Annotated in this window: 16 protein-coding genes and 2 tRNA genes; 1 reads left to right on the top strand and 17 read right to left on the bottom strand. The window is 67.3% G+C overall.

Annotated elements, in window-relative coordinates:
• Positions 1-32: 32 nt before the first annotated feature.
• The 13 genes from truB to rlmE all read right to left on the bottom strand — a co-directional run bounded on the left by truB (position 33) and on the right by rlmE (position 12,779).
• Positions 33-950 (bottom strand): tRNA pseudouridine(55) synthase TruB, encoded by a 918-nt coding sequence (gene truB / locus BOX17_RS08730; protein WP_071943664.1) that lies wholly within the window; start codon positions 948-950, stop codon positions 33-35.
• Entirely contained in the window at positions 950-1,366 is a 417-nt protein-coding gene (rbfA, locus tag BOX17_RS08725) for a 30S ribosome-binding factor RbfA (protein ID WP_071943662.1), read from the bottom strand. Before rbfA ends, truB begins: the two co-directional genes overlap by 1 nt.
• An 18-nt stretch (positions 1,367-1,384) precedes the next feature.
• Positions 1,385-3,907 carry a translation initiation factor IF-2 gene (gene infB, locus BOX17_RS08720; protein WP_071943660.1) on the bottom strand — a complete coding sequence of 841 codons (2,523 nt, stop codon included), beginning with the start codon at positions 3,905-3,907 and terminating at the stop codon, positions 1,385-1,387.
• 27 nt (positions 3,908-3,934) lie between these two features.
• Complete coding sequence (nusA, locus tag BOX17_RS08715) at positions 3,935-5,428, bottom strand: transcription termination factor NusA (RefSeq protein ID WP_071943658.1); 1,494 nt, start codon at positions 5,426-5,428, stop codon at positions 3,935-3,937.
• A 43-nt stretch (positions 5,429-5,471) separates the two neighbouring features.
• A complete protein-coding gene (rimP, locus tag BOX17_RS08710; RefSeq protein ID WP_071943656.1) occupies positions 5,472-5,930 on the bottom strand; it encodes a ribosome maturation factor RimP in 459 nt (152 codons plus the stop codon).
• Between the two features lie 219 nt (positions 5,931-6,149).
• Positions 6,150-6,226 (bottom strand) — tRNA-Met (locus BOX17_RS08705).
• A 110-nt stretch (positions 6,227-6,336) separates the two neighbouring features.
• A tRNA-Leu gene (locus tag BOX17_RS08700) sits at positions 6,337-6,423 on the bottom strand.
• A gap of 23 nt (positions 6,424-6,446) precedes the next feature.
• Positions 6,447-6,806: a preprotein translocase subunit SecG gene (secG, locus tag BOX17_RS08695; protein WP_071943654.1), complete on the bottom strand. Its 360-nt coding sequence runs from the start codon at positions 6,804-6,806 to the stop codon at positions 6,447-6,449.
• A gap of 4 nt (positions 6,807-6,810) precedes the next feature.
• Positions 6,811-7,560, bottom strand: a complete 750-nt coding sequence (gene tpiA, locus BOX17_RS08690) for a triose-phosphate isomerase (RefSeq protein ID WP_071943652.1) — start codon at positions 7,558-7,560, stop codon at positions 6,811-6,813.
• An 85-nt stretch (positions 7,561-7,645) separates the two neighbouring features.
• Positions 7,646-8,995, bottom strand: coding sequence for a phosphoglucosamine mutase (gene glmM / locus BOX17_RS08685; protein ID WP_071943650.1), 1,350 nt, complete (start codon positions 8,993-8,995; stop codon positions 7,646-7,648).
• Positions 8,988-9,851 carry a dihydropteroate synthase gene (folP, locus tag BOX17_RS08680; protein WP_083582120.1) on the bottom strand — a complete coding sequence of 288 codons (864 nt, stop codon included), beginning with the start codon at positions 9,849-9,851 and terminating at the stop codon, positions 8,988-8,990. The genes glmM and folP overlap by 8 nt, the downstream gene beginning before the upstream one ends.
• 65 nt (positions 9,852-9,916) lie before the next feature.
• Positions 9,917-11,881, bottom strand: coding sequence for an ATP-dependent zinc metalloprotease FtsH (gene ftsH / locus BOX17_RS08675; protein ID WP_071943646.1), 1,965 nt, complete (start codon positions 11,879-11,881; stop codon positions 9,917-9,919).
• Between the two features lie 202 nt (positions 11,882-12,083).
• On the bottom strand, positions 12,084-12,779 hold the full coding sequence (gene rlmE, locus BOX17_RS08670) for a 23S rRNA (uridine(2552)-2'-O)-methyltransferase RlmE (protein WP_071943644.1): 696 nt from the start codon (positions 12,777-12,779) through the stop codon (positions 12,084-12,086).
• 193 nt (positions 12,780-12,972) lie between these two features.
• On the opposite strand from rlmE, the gene yhbY reads away from it, so the two are divergent.
• Positions 12,973-13,299 carry a ribosome assembly RNA-binding protein YhbY gene (gene yhbY / locus BOX17_RS08665; RefSeq protein ID WP_071943642.1) on the top strand — a complete coding sequence of 109 codons (327 nt, stop codon included), beginning with the start codon at positions 12,973-12,975 and terminating at the stop codon, positions 13,297-13,299.
• A 149-nt stretch (positions 13,300-13,448) separates the two neighbouring features.
• Here the strand turns inward: yhbY and greA are convergent, their stop codons facing one another.
• The 4 genes from greA to dapB all read right to left on the bottom strand — a co-directional run bounded on the left by greA (position 13,449) and on the right by dapB (position 19,403).
• Positions 13,449-13,925, bottom strand: a complete 477-nt coding sequence (gene greA / locus BOX17_RS08660) for a transcription elongation factor GreA (protein WP_071943640.1) — start codon at positions 13,923-13,925, stop codon at positions 13,449-13,451.
• Entirely contained in the window at positions 13,922-17,152 is a 3,231-nt protein-coding gene (gene carB, locus BOX17_RS08655; protein WP_071943638.1) for a carbamoyl-phosphate synthase large subunit, read from the bottom strand. Before carB ends, greA begins: the two co-directional genes overlap by 4 nt.
• A gap of 54 nt (positions 17,153-17,206) precedes the next feature.
• A complete protein-coding gene (carA, locus tag BOX17_RS08650) occupies positions 17,207-18,352 on the bottom strand; it encodes a glutamine-hydrolyzing carbamoyl-phosphate synthase small subunit (RefSeq protein WP_071943636.1) in 1,146 nt (381 codons plus the stop codon).
• 247 nt (positions 18,353-18,599) lie between these two features.
• The gene (gene dapB, locus BOX17_RS08645) at positions 18,600-19,403 is read right to left on the bottom strand and encodes a 4-hydroxy-tetrahydrodipicolinate reductase (RefSeq protein ID WP_071943634.1); all 804 of its coding nucleotides are present in this window, start codon (positions 19,401-19,403) and stop codon (positions 18,600-18,602) included.
• Between the last annotated feature and the right edge of the window lie 7 nt (positions 19,404-19,410).

The raw sequence follows: 19,410 nt of genomic DNA, 5'->3' as shown, positions 1-19,410 counted from the left end.
CACGCATATTTGCAGTCTCGGGCTTCTCTCCTTCAACCGGCCGCCGTGCTCAGCAGCCGCTTCGGCGCCACCTCCTGTGGCCCCGTCACCGTGCCGAGACCCAGAAAGGCCTCGTCACGATAGAGTCTTGCCGTCTCGCCCTCGGGCAGCCCGAGGGGGTCGACCCGTGCCGCCTGGCCGTGGGTCAGGCGCCCAGCCGCCACGGCATCGACGTCCAGCCGCGGCAGGTGATCGACCAGCACGTCTACGGGCAGCAGCGTGGCCTCGCGCGCGCCCTGGTCATGCAGGGCCTCGAGCGACTCGAGGTCGCGCATGCCGGCGGCCTCGAAGGGCCCCGTCGCCAGCCGTCGCAGCGCGCTGATGTGGGCCCCGCATCCCAGAGCGCGGCCGATGTCCTCGGCCAGGGTGCGGATGTAGGTGCCCTTGCTGACGCGGACCTCCAGCTCGAAGGCCTCGTCCCGGCAGGCGAGAAGCCGAGCATCATACACCGTCACGCGACGGGCTGCACGCTCGATCGACTTGCCCTCCCGGGCGAGTTCGTAGAGCTTGCGCCCCTGGTGCTTGAGGGCCGAGTACATCGGCGGCACCTGGTCGATCTCGCCGCGAAAGCGCGTCAGCACGCCCGCGATGTCGGCCTCGGTGAGCCGGGGCACCGCATGGCGCTCGACCACCGAGCCTTCGGCATCGCCGGTATCGGTGACCGCGCCGAGCTCCACCCGGGTGCGGTAGACCTTGTCGGCCTCCAGCAGGTGGGCGGAGAACTTGGTCGCCTCGCCGAAGCAGACCGGCAGCAGCCCGGTGGCCATGGGGTCGAGCGTCCCGGTATGGCCGGCCTTCTGGGCCTGGAACAGGCGCCGCACCCGCTGCAGGGCATGGTTGCTGGACGCCCCCGCGGGCTTGTCCAGCAGCAGCACGCCGTTCACCGGCAGTCCGCGACGTCGCCGTGCCATCAGTCCCGCTCGCTCCCGCCGTCGGAGGCGTCGTCATCCGCCGCCTCGTCATTCAGGTCGCGGTCGCTGGCGACGGCCTCGTCGATCAGCGACGACAGGCGCTGCCCACGGACCACGCTCTCGTCGTAGTGGAAGCGCAGCTCCGGGACATGGCGCAGCTTGATCCGCCGGGCGATCTGGCTGCGCAGGAAACCGGCGGCCCGCTTGAGCACCGCCAGGTTCTCCTTGATGCGCTCGGGCTCCTGCTCGCCCAGCAGGGTCACATGGACATCGGCGTAGCCGAGGTCACGACTGACCTCGACGCCGCTGACGGTGACCATGCCCAGGCGCGGGTCCTTGACCTCGCGCTGGATGAGCACCGCCAGCTCCTTCTGGAGCTGGTCGGCGACCCGGTCGGTACGCTTGAATTCCCGCATGGTCGACTCCTGGGGGCCTTAGAGGGTCCGCTCGACCTTGACCTGGTCGAAGACCTCGATCTTGTCGCCGACCTGGACATCGTTGTAGTTCTTCACGCCGATGCCGCACTCCATGCCGTTGCGCACTTCCTGGACATCGTCCTTGTAGCGGCGCAGGGACTCGAGCTCGCCCTCGTAGATCACCACGTTGTCACGCAGCACGCGGATCTTCTTGTTGCGATGGACGGTGCCCTCGACCACCATGCAGCCGGCCACGGCGCCGATCTTCGGCGCGCGGAAGACGTCACGGACCTCGGCCACGCCGACGATCTCTTCCTTCCACTCCGGTGCCAGCATGCCGCTCATGGCCTGCTTGACCTCGTCGACCAGCTGGTAGATGACGCTGTAGTAGCGCAGGTCCAGCCCTTCACGCTCGATGATCTCGCGGGCGGCGGCGTCGGCACGCACGTTGAAGCCGACCACGATGGCGTCACTGGCCAGCGCCAGGTTGGCGTCGGTGCCGGTGATCCCGCCGACGCCGGAGGAGACCACGGCCACCTCGACCTCGTCCGTGGAGAGCTCTTCCAGGGCGCCCTTGATCGCCTCCAGGGAGCCCTGGACGTCGGCCTTGAGCACGATATTGAGCTTGGCGGCGACGTCCTGGCCCATCTGGCTGAACATGTTCTCCAGCTTGGCCTTCTGCTGGCGCGCCAGGCGCACCTCGCGGTACTTGCCCTGACGGAAGTTGGCAACCTCGCGGGCCTTCTTCTCGTCGGCCAGCACCATGAAGTCGTCACCCGCCTCGGGGGTGCCATCCAGGCCCTGGATCTCCACCGGCGTGGACGGGCCGGCCTCGTCGACCTGCTTGCCCAGCTCGTTGGTCAGCGCACGCACGCGGCCGTAGTGCAGGCCGGCGAGCACAATGTCGCCCTTCTTCAGGGTGCCGTTCTGGACCAGCACGGTGGCCACGGGGCCACGGCCCTTGTCCAGGCGAGACTCGACCACCACGCCCTTGCCGGGCGCCTCGGGGACGGCCTTGAGCTCGAGCACCTCGGAGACCAGCTGGATCGACTCCAGCAGCTCCTCGATGCCCTCCCCGGTGTGGGCGGAGACGTGCACGAACTGGGTGTCGCCGCCCCACTCCTCGGAGATGACGCCATGCTGGGACAGCTCGTTCTTGACCCGGTCCGGATCCGCGCCCGGCTTGTCGATCTTGTTGACCGCGACCACCATCGGGACCTCGGCCGCCTTCGAGTGCTCGATGGCCTCGATGGTCTGGGGCATGACGCCGTCATCGGCGGCCACCACCAGCACGACCACGTCGGTGGCCTTGGCGCCACGGGCACGCATGGCGGTGAACGCCGCGTGGCCCGGGGTATCCAGGAAGGTCACGCCACCGTGGTCGTCCTCGACGTGGTAGGCACCGATGTGCTGGGTGATGCCGCCGGCCTCGCCGGTGGCCACCTTGGCCTTGCGGATATAGTCGAGCAGCGAGGTCTTGCCGTGGTCGACGTGACCCATCACCGTGACGACCGGCGAGCGGGTGATCTCCTCGCCCTCATAGGAGATGCCCTCGAGGACCTCGGTCTCCAGCGCATCATCCTTGACCAGCTTGGGCTTGTGGCCCATCTCCTCGACCACGATGGCCGCGGTGTCCTGGTCGATGGTCTGGTTGATGGTCACCGCCGCGCCCATGGTGAACATGGCCTTGATGACCTCGTTCGCCTTGATCGACATCTTGTCGGCCAGGTCGGCGACGCTGATCGACTCAGGGATGGAGACCTCGCGGACGATCGGCTGGGTCGGCTTCTGGAAGCCATGCTTGCCGCCGCCCTGGGCGCCGCCACCGCGGCGACCGCCACGGCGCTCGGCGCGCTTGACCTTCTTGCCGCCCCGGCGACGCTCCTCGCGGTCGCCGCGATCGTCGTCGCGATCGTCACGGCCCTTCTTGCCGCCCTTGCCACTGGCCTTCTTGACCGCGGCACGACGCGGCTCGGGACGTCCTTCCTTCGGCGGGGCCGGGGGCTCCTCCGGGGCGGGCTGGGTCTCCAGCTCCGGCACCGGAATCTCTGGCTCGCTGACGGCCTTCTCGGCCTCAAGCTTGGCGGCGGCCTCGCGAGCGGACTCCTCGGCGGCACGCGCCTTGGCTTCCTCGGCCTCGCGGGCGTCCTTGTCAGCCTGCGCCTGCTGGGAGTCGGCCATGTCGCCGACCAGCTGGCGCGGACCGGCATCGGCCTCGGGCTCGCTCTTGGCCGTCTCTTCCTCGGCGCGCTTGACGTAGGTGCGCTTCTTGCGCACCTGCACCTCGATGCTCTTGCCGCGCTCGCCGGTCTTGATACGGCTACGCGTCTTGCGCGTCAGGGTGATGCGATTCTTCGCCCCGGCGCCGCCGCTGCCGCCGTGGCTCTTGGTCAGATAGTCGAGCAGCTGACGCTTGTCCTCCTCGGACACGGCGTCGTTCTCGGCCTTCTGGCCGAGCCCTGCTTCCTTCATCTGTTCCAGCAGGCGAGGCACGTCGCGCCCCACCTTCGCTGCAAAATCCTTAACGGTCATTTCTGACATTACGACCCTCCTCAGCCCGTGACCTGTTTACTGTTCGTTCTCGAACCATGGCGCACGGGCAGTCATGATCAGTGCCGCGGCGCGCTCCTCGTCGATACCCTCGATGTCTATCAGATCATCGACGGACTGCTCGGCCAGGTCCTCCATGGTGACAATGCCCCGACTGGCCAGGATGAAGGCCAGGTGGCGCTCCATCCCGTCCATCTCCAGCAGGTCATCGGCCGGCTGGGCGCCGTCGAGTTCCTCCTCGGAGGCGATGGCGAGGTTCAGCAGTTCGTCCTTGGCCCGAGCGCGCAGCTCCTCGATGGTCTCCTCGTCGAACTCCTCGATCTCGAGCATCTCCTCGACCGGCACGTAGGCGACCTCCTCCAGGGAGGTGAAGCCTTCTTCCACCAGCAGGCGCGCCACGTCCTCGTCGATGTCCAGGTGCTGGATGAAGTGCTCGACGAGGCTGTCGATCTCCTGATCGCGCTTGGCCTCGGCCTCGTCCTCGGTCATGACGTTGAGACGCCACCCGGTGAGCTCGGACGCCAGACGCACGTTCTGGCCGCTGCGGCCGATGGCCTGGGCCAGGTTGTCCTCGGCGACGGCCACGTCCATGGCATGGGACTCCTCGTCGACGAGGATCGAGGCGACATCGGCCGGCGCCATGGCGTTGATCACCAGCTGGGCCGGGTTGTCGTCCCAGAGCACGATGTCCACGCGCTCGTTCTGCAACTCCGAGGAGACGGCCTGCACGCGCGAACCGCGCATGCCGACGCAGGCCCCCACGGGGTCGATGCGACGGTCGTTGGTCTTGACCGCGATCTTGGCCCGGGAGCCGGGGTCACGCGCCGCACCCTTGATCTCGATGAGCTGCTCGGAGATCTCCGGGACCTCGATGCTGAACAGCTCGATGATCAGCTCCGGGCAGGTGCGCGAGAGGATCAGCTGGGCGCCGCGCGCCTCGGCATCGACCTTGACCAGCAAGGCGCGCACCCGCTCGTTCATGCGGTAGCGCTCGCCCGGGATCATCTCGCTGCGCGGCAGGAAGGCCTCGGCGTTCTCGCCGAGGTCGATGATCAGGCCGTCGCGGGTGGTCTTCTTGACGATGCCGGCGACCAGCTCGCCCTCACGCTCGGCATACTGGCGCACCACCTCGGCCCGCTCGGCCTCGCGCACCTTCTGCACGATGACCTGCTTGGCGGTCTGGGCGGCGATGCGGCCGAAGGCGGCGTTCTCGATACGCTCCTCGACCACGTCACCCAGCCCCAGGGGCGGATCACGACGCTCGGCGAAGGAGAGCTTGATCTGGGCGTCGGGCCCGTCGAAGTCGTCGTCCTCGACCACCTCCCAGCGGCGAAAGGTCTCGTAATCCCCGGTATCGCGATCGATGTGCACGCGCACGCTGGCTTCCTCATCCTCGAAGCGCTTGCGCGATGCACTGGCCAGGGCCGCCTCGACGGCCTCGAAGATCACCTTGCGGGAGACCCCCTTCTCGTTGGAGATCGTGTCGACGACCGCCAGAATCTCTTTACTCATGCCTTAGCCTCGCCAGTGAACCTGTCCTTATACACCAAGCTCATCACGTGAACTGCGGGACGACCCGCGCCTGATCGATGCCCTCGATGGGAAAGCAGTACTCCTCGCCATCGACCTGCAGCAGCACCTCGTCATTCTCGATCCCGGCCAGCAACCCCTTGAACTTGCGCCGGCCGTCGAAGGGCACACGCAGCTTCACGGTCACCACATGGCCGGCATAGCGCTCGAACTGGTCGAGGCTGAACAGCGGCCGGTCCATGCCCGGCGAGGAGACTTCCAGTCGATACTCGCCCGGGACAGGGTCCTCGACATCGAGCACCGCGCTGACCTGACGACTGACGTCGGCGCAATCGTCCACGCTCACCCCGTCCTCGTGGTCGATATAGATCACCAGGCGGGAATGTTTTCCCTGAGACAGATGGTCGATGCCCCAGAGTTCGAACCCCATGGCCGAGACCACCGGTTCGATCAGCGCATGCAGCGCAGCATCCTTGATTGCCACGGAAGAAAGCTCCTACAGCCGTTGCATCAGGCACCTGGCCGGGAGATGAGAGAAGAGTCAGGTGGCTGATTGGCGTTGCCCGAACAGCGCCGCCGGCATTTCCGGCTGGCAAGCTGCTAACAAAAAGCCCCTTCACAGGAAGGGGCTTTTACAAGAAACCTGTATACCACTTCGGCTCTTCGACATGCCCCTGAAGCTTGTGCATGCCTGCCAAGAAGATGGTAGCGGGGACCGGATTTGAACCGATGACCTTCGGGTTATGAGCCCGACGAGCTACCAGACTGCTCCACCCCGCATCAATCTAGGCCGGTGATTGTAAGCCCACATGACGTGATCGTCAAGCGGCAACACCGCATACTGCCAATCCTGCCTCGAAGTCGCGAACCGTATGTCGCCTGCTTCGAGTTGGTGCCGAAGGCGGGACTTGAACCCGCACGACCGTAAGGTCACTACCCCCTCAAGATAGCGTGTCTACCAATTCCACCACTTCGGCATCGGGGAGGCTGGACCACGGCATCAGCTGCCGCTTTCCTCCAGCGCTGGCGCAGCATTATCCACACCGCTGCTGCCGTCGTCAAGGGTCGGCACGGCATTCTGCTGCTCGATCAGCTCGGCATCGGGGATGCCGGCCTCCGGCGCCTCACCGGCCTGGGACGCGAAGTACGCCAGGGTCAGCGAGGTGGCGAAGAAGGCAGCGGCCAGCAGCCCGGTGAACTTCGCCAGGAAGCTGCCGCTCCCCCGCGAGCCGAACACGGTCTGGGAGGCACCGCCGCCGAAGGCGGCACCGGCTTCGGCGCCCTTGCCCTGCTGCAGCAGGATCAGGACGACCAGGGCGATGGCGATCGCCACATGGGTCATGAGAATGGCAACTTGCATGGATTCAACCTGCTGACTGACAAATGGCTAGGAAATCGTCGACCTTGAGCGAGGCACCGCCCACCAGGCCGCCGTCGATATCGGGTTGGGCGAGCAGTTCGGCGGCATTATCCGCCTTCATGCTGCCGCCGTACAGGAGTCGCATGCCGTCGGCGAGCGCCTCGTCATAGCGCGCCAGGCGCCCCCGGATGGCGGCATGCACCGACTGGGCCTGGTCGGGCGTGGCCGTGCGGCCGGTGCCGATCGCCCAGACGGGTTCGTAGGCGACGACCAGGCGCGGCCGCTCGGCCGCGTCGAGGGCGTCGAACACCGCCTCGAGCTGGCCCAGCACCACCGCTTCGGTGCGCTCGGCCTCGCGCTCCTCGAGGGTCTCGCCGACGCACAGCAGCGGGGTGAGCCCCTCGCCCAGTGCCGCCCTGACCCGTGCCAGGACCGCCGCATCGCCCTCACCGAACAGGGAACGACGCTCGGAGTGGCCGACCAGCACATGGCGGGCGCCGCAGTCACGCAGCATGGCCCCGCTGACCTCGCCGGTGAAGGCACCGGACGGCTGGTCGCTGAGCGTCTGGGCGCCCACTGTCACGGCCGTCTCGCCCAGTGCCCGGCCGGCGGGCACCAGATAGGGGAAGGGCAGCATCAGCGCCACCTCGACGTTCACGGGAAGGGAGGCTCTGGCGAAGGCCCGGCCGAACTCCTCGACCAGGGACAGGGAGCCGTTCATCTTCCAGTTTCCGGCGATCAGCGGCATGCGCATGGCGCGTCCTCTTTCAAGGTGGTGCGAAATGGTATAGGAGGGACCCCGTCAAGACAACCAGAGCGACGGCACGCGGCCCCTCCCTTCAGCCGAGCAGCGCCTCGACGTCACCGGCCAGGCGCCGGGCCAGGCCATCGACGTCCAGGTGAGCCCGTCCCTCGACCATCACCCGGATCAGCGGCTCGGTGCCCGAGGCCCGCAGCAGCACGCGCCCCTGGTCGCCGAGCTCCGTCTCCAGGCGGCTCACCGCCTGCTGGAGGGAGGCCTGCTCGAGCAGCGCCCTGGCATCGCTGCCGGGCGTCAGCCGCACGTTGACCAGCGCCTGCGGGGCCTTCTCCAGGCCGGCGAGCAGGCGTCCCAGCGACTTCCCCTCGCGGACCATGATCGCCAGCACCTGGAGGGCCGAGACGATACCGTCGCCGGTGGTCTGCACGTGGCCGCAGACGATATGGCCGGAGGACTCGCCGCCCAGCTGCCAGCCGTTGGCCGCCAGGCGCTCCATGACGTAGCGGTCGCCGACCCTGGCGCGCTCGAAGGGGATGTCGAGCGCCTCCAGGGCCGCCGCGAGCCCGAAGTTGGACATCAGGGTGCCCACCACGCCGCCACCCAGGTCGCCGCGGGCATGACGGTCGCGGGCGATCAGGTAGAGGATGTCGTCGCCGTCGATCTCGCGGCCGTCCGCATCCACCAGCAGCACCCGGTCGCCGTCGCCGTCGAAGGCCACGCCGAGGTCGGCGCCCTGCTCGAGCACCGCCTCGCGCAGGGCGGCAGGATGGGTCGAGCCCACCTCATGGTTGATGTTGAGGCCGTCGGGCGAGGCACCGATCAGGCTGACCTCGGCGCCCATCTCCCGGAACACGCTGGGCGCGATATGGTAGGTGGCGCCATGGGCACAGTCGATGACCATCTTCAGCCCCTGCAGGCTCACCCGGTCGGGAATGGTCGACTTGCAGAACTCGATGTAGCGGCCCGGGGCATCGTCGACCCGCATCGCCTTGCCCAGCCGGGCCGGCCCCACGGTGGTCAGCGTCTCCTCCAGCGCGGCCTCGATGCGCGCCTCGACCTCATCGGCCAGCTTGGTCCCGGCGGCGGAGAAGAACTTGATGCCGTTGTCCTGGAAGGGGTTGTGGGAGGCCGAGATGACGATACCCGCGTCGGCGCGAAAGGTGCGGGTCAGGTAGGCGATGGCCGGCGTGGGCATGGGCCCCAGCAGCATCACGTCGACGCCGGCGGCGGAGAGCCCCGACTCCAGCGCCGACTCGAACATGTAGCCGGAGATTCGCGTGTCCTTGCCGATCATCACCCGGGGCCGCCCCTTGTCTTGGGTCAGCACGCGGCCGGTGGCCCAGCCCAGCTTGAGCATGAAGTCGGCGGTGATGGGGGGGGTCCCCACGGTGCCGCGGATCCCGTCGGTCCCGAAATAGCGTCTAGTCATGCGCGCAGCCTTCTTCCAGTACGGCCCAGGTCATGTTCACCGCGTCCACGTGGGGCCCCACGTCGTGAACGCGCAGGATGCGTGCGCCGCGCTCGACCGCCAGTGCGGAGAGCGCCAGGCCGCCGGAGAGGCGCTCCTCCACCGGGCGACCGAGCACCTTGCCGATCATGCTCTTGCGCGACATGCCCACCAGCAGCGGCAGCCCGAGCGGCGCCAGGTGATCCATGTGCTTGAGCAGCCGCAGGTTGTGTTCCACCGACTTGGCGAAGCCGAAGCCGGGATCGAGCAGCATCCGCTCGCGACGCAGCCCGGCGGCCTCGCAGGCCGCCACCCGCTCCGCCAGGAAGGCGGCCACGGCCTCCTCCACCGGCTGGTCGTAGCGGGGATCGACCTGCATGTCACCGGGCTCGCCCAGCATGTGCATCAGGCAGACCGGCAGGCCGCTGGCGATCGCCGCCGACAGAGCCCCCTCGCGGCGCAGGTTGCGCACGTCGTTGATCATGCCCACCCCGGCCTGGGCCGTGGCCTGCATCACCTCGGGCGTGCTGGTATCCACCGAGACCAACGCATCGAACTCGCGCACCAGCGCCTCGACCACCGGCACCACCCGGTCCAGCTCCTGCTGGACCGGCACCGACACGGCGCCGGGGCGCGTGGACTCGCCGCCCACGTCGATGATCGCGGCCCCCTCGGCCAGCATGCGCTCGGCATGGCGCAGGGCATCGTCCGGCACCGCGTGGCGACCGCCATCGGAGAAGGAATCGGGAGTGACGTTGAGGATCCCCATGATGCGGGGGAAGGAGAGGTCGAGGCGGTGCCGGCCGCACTGCAGGTGCATCGCTGTGCTGTTATCCATCGTCTTCCTGTTGGTCGAACGGCAAAGGCGCCCCGCAGGGCGCCTGAGGTTGCTGCCGGGCCGGTTCAGCTGCCGGCCGGGCCACCCAGCGGGTCGGAGGGCCGACGCGAGGGGGTGTCATCGTCCTCGGCCTCGTCGCTCGCCTCCGGGGAGGCCTCGGCGCGAGGCTCGCCACCGGTGGGGGCGCCGCTGCTCGGATCGTCCCAGCCCTCGGGGGGACGCGGGTCGCGGCCTTCCATGATGTCCTTGAGCTGAGTGGAGTCGATGGTCTCGTACTTCATCAGCGCCTCGGCCATGGCATCCAGCTTGTCGCGATTCTCGTCGAGGATCTGCCTGGCCTGCTCGTAGCAGCCGTCGATGATCTTGCGCACCTCCTTGTCGAGCTTGGAGGTGGTCTCGCCGGACTTGAGCTTGCCGCCCTGGCCGGGGCCGCCGAGGAACTGATGGGACTCGTCCTCGTCGTACATGATCGGCCCCATCTCCTCGGAGAGGCCCCACTTGGCGACCATGTTGTGGGCCAGCTCGGTGGCACGCTTGATGTCGTTGGAGGCCCCGGTGGTCACGCCGTTGGGTCCCAGGGTCATCTCTTCGGCGATCCGGCCACCGAACAGCGAGCAGATCTGGCTGATGATCTGCTGGCGCGACAGGCTGTAGCGATCCTCCTCGGGGAGGAACATGGTGACGCCCAGCGCCCGACCGCGGGGAATGATGGTGACCTTGTAGACCGGGTCGTGCTCCGGCATCACCAGGCCGATGATCGCGTGACCCGACTCGTGATAGGCGGTGTTCAGCTTCTCCTTGTCGGTCATGACCATGGACTTGCGCTCGGCGCCCATCATGATCTTGTCCTTGGCGAGCTCGAGCTCCTCCATGCCCACCAGGCGCTTGTTGCGACGCGCGGCGAACAGGGCGGCCTCGTTGACCAGGTTGGCCAGGTCGGCGCCGGAGAAGCCGGGCGTGCCGCGGGCGATCAGCGACGGCTTGACGTCGTCGGCCAGCGGCACCTTGCGCAGGTGCACGTTGAGGATGTGCTCGCGGCCACGGATATCGGGCAGCGGCACCACCACCTGCCGGTCGAAGCGCCCCGGGCGCAGCAGCGCCGGGTCGAGCACGTCGGGGCGGTTGGTGGCGGCGATGACGATGATGCCCTCGTTGGCCTCGAAGCCATCCATCTCCACCAGCAGCTGGTTCAGGGTCTGCTCGCGCTCGTCGTTGCCGCCGCCCATTCCGGCGCCGCGCGAACGGCCCACGGCATCGATCTCGTCGATGAAGATGATGCAGGGCGACTGCTTCTTGGCCTGCTCGAACATGTCGCGGACGCGCGAGGCACCCACGCCGACGAACATCTCGACGAAGTCGGAACCGGAGATCGAGAAGAACGGCACCTTGGCCTCGCCGGCGATGGACTTGGCGAGCAGCGTCTTGCCGGTACCGGGCGGCCCCACCATCAGCACGCCGCGGGGGATGGTACCGCCCAGGCGCTGGAACTTGGTCGGGTCACGCAGGAAGTCGACCAGCTCCTCGACCTCCTCCTTGGCCTCGTCGCAGCCGGCGACATCGGAAAAGGTGGTCTTGATCTGGTCCTGGGAGAGCAGCTTGGCCTTGGACTTGCCGAAGCTCATCGGCCCGCCCTTGCCGGCACCACCCCCCTGCATCTGACGCATGAAGAACATGAAGATCGCCAGGATCAGCAGGATCGGGAAGCTGGCGATCAGCAGGCGCATCCACAGGCTCTGCTGCTCGGGCTCCTTGCCGACCACGGTGACATCGTTGGCCAGCAGGTCATCCATCAGCTTGGGATCCTCCGCCGCCGGGCGGATGGTCCGGAACTGGGAGCCGTCCGTGCGCTCGCCGGAGATGGTGTACCCATCGATGGTCACGCTGCGGACCTGCTGGTTCTGCACCTGCTGGACGAACTGGGAATAGTTCATCGCCTGCGGTGAGCTGTCGACGCTGAAGTTGTTGAACACCGTCAGCAGCACCGCCGCGATGACCAACCACAGAATCAGGTTCTTCGCCATATCATTCAAGGGACTACCCTCATTGCAAGAATCTGTCGGCCGAAAATGCCTGGTCCTTCGACACTACATGAGCGGCACATGTTCAGCCAGCCTACGGCCGGAGTGGGAAATGACCGCCACTGTGACACAGTCGCGACCCCCTGTCCGGCCATCGGCCCGGTAGGCTCCGCCTATCGTGGCGGCGCCTCGTTGAAGCGGCCGAGGCCTCGCCTCAGCCGCGGAACCCTTCCGCCAGCAGGTAGACCTCTCTGGAGCGTGCCCGGGAGGCCTCCGGCTTGCGCGTCACCACCCGCTTGAAGCTGCCCCGCAGCTCCTTGAGGAACTCGTCGAACCCCTCCCCCTGGAAGACCTTGGCCAGGAAGGTGCCGCCGGGGGACAGCGTCTGACGCGCCAGGTCCAGCGCCAGCTCCACCAGGTACATGGCCTGGGGCTGGTCGATGGCCGCCATACCACTCATATTGGGGGCCATGTCCGACATCACAAGGTCCACCGGACGATCGCCGAGGGTGTCGAGGATCGCCTCGAGCACGGCCTCCTCCGTGAAATCGCCCTGGATGAACTCGACATCGGCAAGAGCATCCATCTCGAGGATGTCCGAGGCGATCACCAAACCGTCCGAGCCGACCTTCTCGGCGGCCACCTGGCTCCAGCCCCCCGGAGCGGCGCCCAGGTCGATTACGGTCATGCCGGGACGCAGCAGGCGGTCCTTCTCGTCCAGCGCCAGCAGCTTGTAGCTGGCCCGGCTGCGATAGCCGTCCTGCCAGCGCTGCTGCACGAACTGGTCGTCGAAGTGTTCCTTCAGCCAGCCCTTGCTGGTCTTGCTGGCAGAGGCCTTGCCGGCCGGCGTCTTGCCGGCCGGCGTCTTGCCGGCAGCGCCCTTGGCGCGGGAAGCATGGGAACGTGCCACGGCATCACCTGTGAATGACCATGAATGACAGGTAGTCGAGCGGAATCCGGAAAGACCCGGTGGGAGTGCGACGGGGTGCTGACCTGCGGGCCCGGCCAGCCTGGTAGCACGCTGACACGGCGGCGAGCTTTCCCCGCGCGGCAATACGCCGTACCATGTGCGCTGCGCGCCAACCGGGAAGAGGCAAGATACCATGAGCTTGTCACAGGCACAAAAGAAAGCATTTCGCAGCATCGGCCACCACCTCGACCCCGTGGTCACCGTCTCAGAGAACGGTGCCTCCGAGGGCGTGATGGCCGAACTCGACCGGGCCCTGCGCGACCATGAGCTGGTCAAGGTCAAGCTCGCCCTGCCCGACCGCGACGATCGGGCCGCCATGCTCGACGAGCTGGTCACGGCGAGCGGCGCCGAGCTGGTCCAGAAGATCGGCAAGATGGCCCTGCTCTACCGCCACAACCCCCGGGTCAACCCGAAGCTCTCCAACATCCAGCGCTTCGAGAATCACCACGGGCGGTTCTGACGCGCTTCGCGCAAGGAGCAAGGAGCAAGGAGCAAGGAGCAAGGAGCAAGCACAGCTTGCCGGCTTGCAGAGATGAAGAAGCCCCGCAGGCATTCGCCCGCGGGGCTTTCTTGTAGCTTGATCCTTGCAGCTTGTCGCTGCCCGAAGGGCTACAGGTGCTCGACGCTTGAGATCTCGTACTCGACCTCGCCGCCCGGGGTCTTCACCACCACCACGTCGCCCTCTTCCTTGCCGATCAGGGCTCGGGCGATGGGCGAGGTGACCGAGATGCGGCGCGCCTTGATGTCGGCCTCGTCCTCGCCGACGATCCGGTAGGTGACCTCCTCGTCGTTGTCGAGGTTGATCAGCCCCACGGTGACACCGAAGATCACCTTGCCGGTCTGGGGCAGCTTGGTGACGTCGATCACCTGGGCGTTGGAGAGCTTGCCCTCGATCTCCTGGATGCGCCCCTCGATGAAGCCCTGCTGTTCGCGGGCCGCATGGTACTCGGCGTTCTCCTTCAGGTCGCCGTGCTCGCGAGCCTCGGCGATGGCGGCGATCACCCTCGGACGCGCCTCGCCCTTAAGCTCCTCGAGCTCCTTGCGAAGCCGCTGCTCACCGGCGACGGTCATCGGGACCTTGTTCATTGCGTAGCTCCTGCATGCAGTTCCTGTAGCCGCCGCACGGTAATGGCATTGCCGTACTCGAGCGCCATGCAAACGGCATTGGCCCCTGCCAGGGTCGTGGCATAGGGAACCTTGCGGGCGAGTGCAGTGCGGCGGATCACCGAGGAGTCGTTGATGGCCTGGCGGCCCTCGGTGGTGTTGACGATATAGGCGATCTCGTCGTTCTTCAGCAGATCGACGATATGCGGCCGGCCTTCATAGACCTTGCTGACGACCTCGACCGGCAGGTCGGCGGCCTCGAGGGCCTGGGCCGTGCCACGGGTCGCGCAGAGTGTGAACCCCAAGGTTACCAGAGAACGGGCCACCTCGATAACTCCCGCCTTGTCGGGGTCGCGCACCGAGAGGAAGGCCTTGCGGTCGCCGGTGAGACGCGGGATCGCCTCGCCGGCGCCCAGCTGCGCCTTGTAGAAGGCCTCGGCGAAGGTGTCGCCCGAGCCCATCACCTCGCCGGTGGACTTCATCTCCGGCGAGAGGATCGGGTCGACGCCCGGAAACTTGTTGAACGGGAAGACCGCCTCCTTGACGCTGAAGAAGTGCGGCACGATCTCGCGCTCGAAGCCCTGCTCGGCCAGGGTCTTGCCGGCCATGCAGCGCGCGGCCACCTGGGCCAGGGAGGTGCCGATGCACTTGGAGACGAAGGGCACGGTCCGCGAGGCCCGCGGATTGACCTCGATGACGTAGATCTCGCCGTCCTGCCAGGCCAGCTGGACGTTCATCAGGCCCTTGACGCCGAGTTCCACGGCCATCTGCTTGACCTGCTCGCGCATCGCGTCCTGCACCTCGGCGGGCAGCGAATAGGGCGGCAGCGCGCAGGCGGAGTCGCCGGAGTGCACGCCGGCCTGCTCGATGTGCTGCATGATGCCGCCGATCACCACCTGGCTGCCGTCGCTGACCGCATCGATGTCGATCTCGATGGCGGCATTGAGGAAGTGGTCGAGCAGCACCGGGGAGTCGTTGGAGACCTTGACCGCGTGGGTCATGTAGTTCTCGAGCTCGGAGGCGTCATAGACGATCTCCATGGCCCGGCCGCCGAGCACGTAGCTCGGGCGCACCACCAGCGGGTAGCCGATGGCCTCGGCCTTGGCGAAGGCCTCCTCGAAGCTGCGCGCCGTGGCGTTGGGCGGCTGCTTGAGGCCCAGCTTGTCGATCATCTGCTGGAAGCGCTCGCGGTCCTCGGCCCGGTCGATGGCGTCCGGGGTGGTGCCGATGATCGGCACGCCGGCGGCCTCGAGCTCGCGGGCCAGCTTGAGCGGGGTCTGGCCGCCGAACTGCACGATCACCCCGACCGGCTGTTCCTTGTCGGCGATCTCCAGCACGTCCTCCAGGGTCACCGGCTCGAAGTAGAGGCGGTCGCTGGTGTCATAGTCGGTGGAGACGGTCTCCGGGTTGCAGTTGACCATGATGGTCTCGTAACCGTCGTCGCGCATGGCGAAGGCGGCATGGACGCAGCAGTAGTCGAACTCGATGCCCTGGCCGATCCGGTTGGGCCCGCCACCCAGCACCATGATCTTCTGGCGGTCGGAGACATCGGCCTCGCACTCCTCCTCGTAGGTGGAGTACATGTAGGCGGTATCGGAGGCGAACTCCGCGGCGCAGGTGTCGACCCTCTTGTAGACCGGACGGATGCCGGCCTTCTGGCGCGTGCGACGGAACTCCTTCTCGGCGACGCCCAGCAGGCTCGCCAGGCGGGCGTCACTGAAGCCCTTGCGCTTTAGCAGGAACAGCTCGCGAGGCGTGAACTCGGAGAGCGAGCGACGGGCGACCTCGGCCTCGGTCCGGACCAGGTCCTCGATCTGCACCAGGAACCAGCGGTCGATGTTGGTCAGGGCGAAGACCTCCTCGAGGCTCATCCCGGCGCGCATGGCGTCGGCCACGAAGAAGATCCGCTCGGCGCCGGCGGCCTGCAGCTCGCCCTGGATGTGCGCCATGGCCTCGGCGGTGAAATCCGTCACCTTCGGGTCGAGGCCGTCGTTGCCGGTCTCCAGGCCGCGCAGCGCCTTCTGCAGCGACTCCTGGAAGGTCCGGCCGATGGCCATCACCTCGCCCACCGACTTCATCTGGGTGGTCAGGCGGTCGTTGGCCTGGGGGAACTTCTCGAAGGTGAAGCGCGGGATCTTGGTGACCACGTAATCGATGGACGGCTCGAAGGACGCCGGGGTACGCCCGCCGGTGATGTCGTTCTGCAGCTCGTCCAGGGTGTAGCCCACGGCCAGCTTGGCGGCGATCTTGGCGATCGGGAAGCCGGTGGCCTTGGAGGCCAGCGCCGAGGAGCGCGACACCCGCGGGTTCATCTCGATGACCACCATCCGCCCGGTGGTCGGGTCCATGCCGAACTGGACGTTGGAGCCGCCGGTCTCGACGCCGATCTCGCGCAGCACCGCCAGGGAGGCGTCGCGCATGATCTGGTATTCCTTGTCGGTCAGCGTCTGGGCCGGCGCCACGGTGATGGAGTCGCCGGTGTGCACGCCCATGGGATCGAAGTTCTCGATGGCGCAGACGATGATGCAGTTGTCGTGCCTGTCGCGCACGACCTCCATCTCGTACTCCTTCCAGCCCAGCAGCGACTCGTCGATCAGCAGTTCATGGTTGTTCGAGAGCTCGAAGCCGCGCTGGCAGATCTCGTCGAACTCCTCCTTGTTGTAGGCCACGCCGCCACCGGAGCCGCCCATGGTGTAGGAGGGGCGGATGATGGTCGGGAAGCCCAGCTCGGCCTGGATCTCCCAGGCCTCTTCCATGCTGTGGGCCACCTTGGCCTTGGGGCACTCCAGGCCGATGTTCTTCATCGCCTTGTCGAAGAGATCGCGATCCTCGGCCTTGTTGATGGCATCGGCGTTGGCGCCGATCATCTCCACGCCGAACTTTGTCAGCACGCCATGCTTGTCGAGGTCCAGGGCGCAGTTCAGCGCCGTCTGGCCGCCCATGGTGGGCAGGATGGCGTCCGGGCGCTCGACCTCGATGATCTTCTCCACCGCCTGCCAGGTGATCGGCTCGATGTAGGTGGCGTCGGCCATCACCGGGTCGGTCATGATGGTGGCCGGGTTGGAGTTGACCAGGATGACCCGGTAGCCCTCCTCGCGCAGCGCCTTGCAGGCCTGGGCGCCGGAGTAGTCGAATTCGCAGGCCTGGCCGATGACGATGGGGCCAGCGCCAATGATCAGGATGCTCTTGATGTCGGTACGCTTGGGCATGACGGTTTCCGCGGCTGAACGATGAATGACGATCTGATGGTGGGCGCTTGGTGCCTAGCGGCGTTCCTTCATCATGGTGACGAAACGGTCGAACAGCGGCGCGACGTCCCGGGGCCCCGGGCTCGCCTCCGGATGGCCCTGGAAGCTGAAGGCCGGCCGGTCGGTGCGCTCGATGCCCTGCAGGGTGCCGTCGAACAGCGAGCGGTGGGTGGCCCGCAGGGTCTCGGGCAGCGTCGATTCCTCGGCCGCGAAACCGTGGTTCTGGCTGGTGATCATCACCTTGCCGGAATCGAGGTCCTGGACCGGGTGGTTGGCGCCGTGATGGCCGAACTTCATCTTCACCGAGCTGGCCCCGCTGGCCAGCGCCAGCAGCTGGTGGCCCAGGCAGATGCCGAAGATCGGCACCCCGGTCTCGAGCAGCTCGCGGATGGCGACGATGGCGTACTCGCAGGGCTCCGGGTCGCCGGGGCCGTTGGAGAGGAAGATGCCGTCCGGGGCCATGGCCATGACCTCGCTGGCCGGGGTCTGGGCCGGCACCACGGTCAGGCGGCAGCCGCGGGAGGCCAGCATGCGCAGGATGTTGCGCTTCACCCCGTAGTCGTAGGCGACGACGTGGTAGGGGCGCTCGGTCTCGCCGACGTCGGCATAGCCCTGGCCCAGGGTCCACTCGCCCTCGGACCACGCGTAGGGCGACTGGCAGGAGACGACCTTGGCCAGGTCCATGCCCTTGAGCCCGGGGAAGGCCCTGGCCGCCTCGAGGGCGCGTGCCACGGCGTCCTCTCCCTCGGCCTCGCTGCCGGCCAGGATGGCGCCGTTCTGGGCGCCCTTGTCGCGCAGGATCCGGGTCAGGCGGCGGGTGTCGATGTCGGCGATACCCAGCACGTTCTGGCCCTTGAGGTAGTCGGAGAGCGACTGCTCGGAGCGGAAGCTGCTGGCCATCAGGGGCAGGTCGCGGATCACCAGGCCCGCCGCGGCGATGGCGCCTGACTCGACGTCCTCGGCGTTGACACCGGTGTTGCCGATATGCGGATAGGTGAGGGTGACGATCTGTCTGGTGTAGGAGGGGTCGGTCAGGATTTCCTGATAGCCGGTCATGGCCGTATTGAACACCACCTCACCGCTGGTCTGTCCATCGGCACCGATGGCCGTGCCGTGGAACACACTTCCGTCTTCCAGGGCCAGTATCGCCGGTCTGTTCAATGCAACGTCCTCCCATGTATAAGCGCTAGCGCGTCTTGAAATCCTGCTCACCGGGCCGCGGCCCCGGTGGTCGGCCCGTAAAAAAGCGGGACGAAACCCGATACAGACCGGTTTCATCCCGCTTGTTGTCATTCGCTCGGAATGCTGGGCCGCCACAACAAGCGCTCGAGAGGGCTTCTCGCCCGTGCGCCCGGCCAAAATTTTGGAGATGTTACAGGAGATGGCGCCCGGCGACTACCCCCGCAACTTACAGGCCCAGCACGTCCTGCATGGCATAGCGGCCGTTGCCCTGGCCGGCCACCCAGCGCGCCGCCCGGACCGCGCCCTTGGCGAAGGTCATGCGACTCGAGGCCTTGTGGGTGATCTCGATGCGCTCCCCCTCGGTGGCGAACATCACGGTGTGCTCGCCGACGATGTCCCCGGCGCGCACGGTGGCGAAGCCGATCTCCTTCTCGCTGCGCGGCCCGCACTGCCCCTCGCGGGCGAAGACGCCGTGCTCCTTGAGGGTCCGTCCCAGGCTCTCGGCCACCACCTCGCCCATCTTCAGGGCGGTGCCGGAGGGCGCATCCACCTTGTGGCGATGGTGGGCCTCGATCACCTCGATGTCGTACCCCTCGTCGCCCAGCGCCTTGGCCGCGGTCTCGAGCAGCTTGAGGGTCAGGTTGACCCCCACGCTCATGTTCGGCGCGAAGACCATGGGCACCCGGTCACGGTAGCCGTCGAGCTCGACGAGCTCGTCCTCGGAGAGGCCGGTGGTGCCGATGACGATGCGCTTGCCGTGCTCGGCGCAGAAGGCCAGGTTGGCCAGGGTGACCCGCGGGGAGGTGAAGTCGATCAGCACGTCGAAGTCGTCGACGATGGCGTCGAGCGAGTCCACCGCCGCCACGTCCAGCCTGCCGACGCCGGCCAGCTCGCCGATGTCGGCGCCGGCGAGCGAGCTGCCCGGCTCGACGATGCCGCCGGCCAGGGAGGCCTCGGCATCCTCCTGCACGGCGTTGACCAGGGTGCGGCCCATCCGGCCGGCGACACCGACAATGGCGATACGGGTCATGCGGACT

It is taken from the genome of Halomonas aestuarii (genome assembly GCF_001886615.1).
In the GTDB taxonomy this organism is placed as follows: domain Bacteria; phylum Pseudomonadota; class Gammaproteobacteria; order Pseudomonadales; family Halomonadaceae; genus Halomonas; species Halomonas aestuarii.
This window is presented reverse-complemented; position numbering and strand designations above follow the sequence as displayed.

What these genes read in the sequence shown, in the direction of transcription:
- yhbY (WP_071943642.1), top strand. Translation starts at nt 12,973, where the DNA reads ATGAGCTTGTCACAGGCACAAAAGAAAGCATTTCGCAGCATCGGCCAC.
- secG (WP_071943654.1), bottom strand. Translation starts at nt 6,806, where the DNA reads ATGCAAGTTGCCATTCTCATGACCCATGTGGCGATCGCCATCGCCCTG.
- rbfA (WP_071943662.1), bottom strand. Translation starts at nt 1,366, where the DNA reads ATGCGGGAATTCAAGCGTACCGACCGGGTCGCCGACCAGCTCCAGAAG.
- dapB (WP_071943634.1), bottom strand. Translation starts at nt 19,403, where the DNA reads ATGACCCGTATCGCCATTGTCGGTGTCGCCGGCCGGATGGGCCGCACC.
- greA (WP_071943640.1), bottom strand. Translation starts at nt 13,925, where the DNA reads ATGAACAAGGTCCCGATGACCGTCGCCGGTGAGCAGCGGCTTCGCAAG.
- tpiA (WP_071943652.1), bottom strand. Translation starts at nt 7,560, where the DNA reads ATGCGCATGCCGCTGATCGCCGGAAACTGGAAGATGAACGGCTCCCTG.
- folP (WP_083582120.1), bottom strand. Translation starts at nt 9,851, where the DNA reads ATGGATAACAGCACAGCGATGCACCTGCAGTGCGGCCGGCACCGCCTC.
- glmM (WP_071943650.1), bottom strand. Translation starts at nt 8,995, where the DNA reads ATGACTAGACGCTATTTCGGGACCGACGGGATCCGCGGCACCGTGGGG.
- infB (WP_071943660.1), bottom strand. Translation starts at nt 3,907, where the DNA reads ATGTCAGAAATGACCGTTAAGGATTTTGCAGCGAAGGTGGGGCGCGAC.
- carB (WP_071943638.1), bottom strand. Translation starts at nt 17,152, where the DNA reads ATGCCCAAGCGTACCGACATCAAGAGCATCCTGATCATTGGCGCTGGC.
- truB (WP_071943664.1), bottom strand. Translation starts at nt 950, where the DNA reads ATGGCACGGCGACGTCGCGGACTGCCGGTGAACGGCGTGCTGCTGCTG.
- nusA (WP_071943658.1), bottom strand. Translation starts at nt 5,428, where the DNA reads ATGAGTAAAGAGATTCTGGCGGTCGTCGACACGATCTCCAACGAGAAG.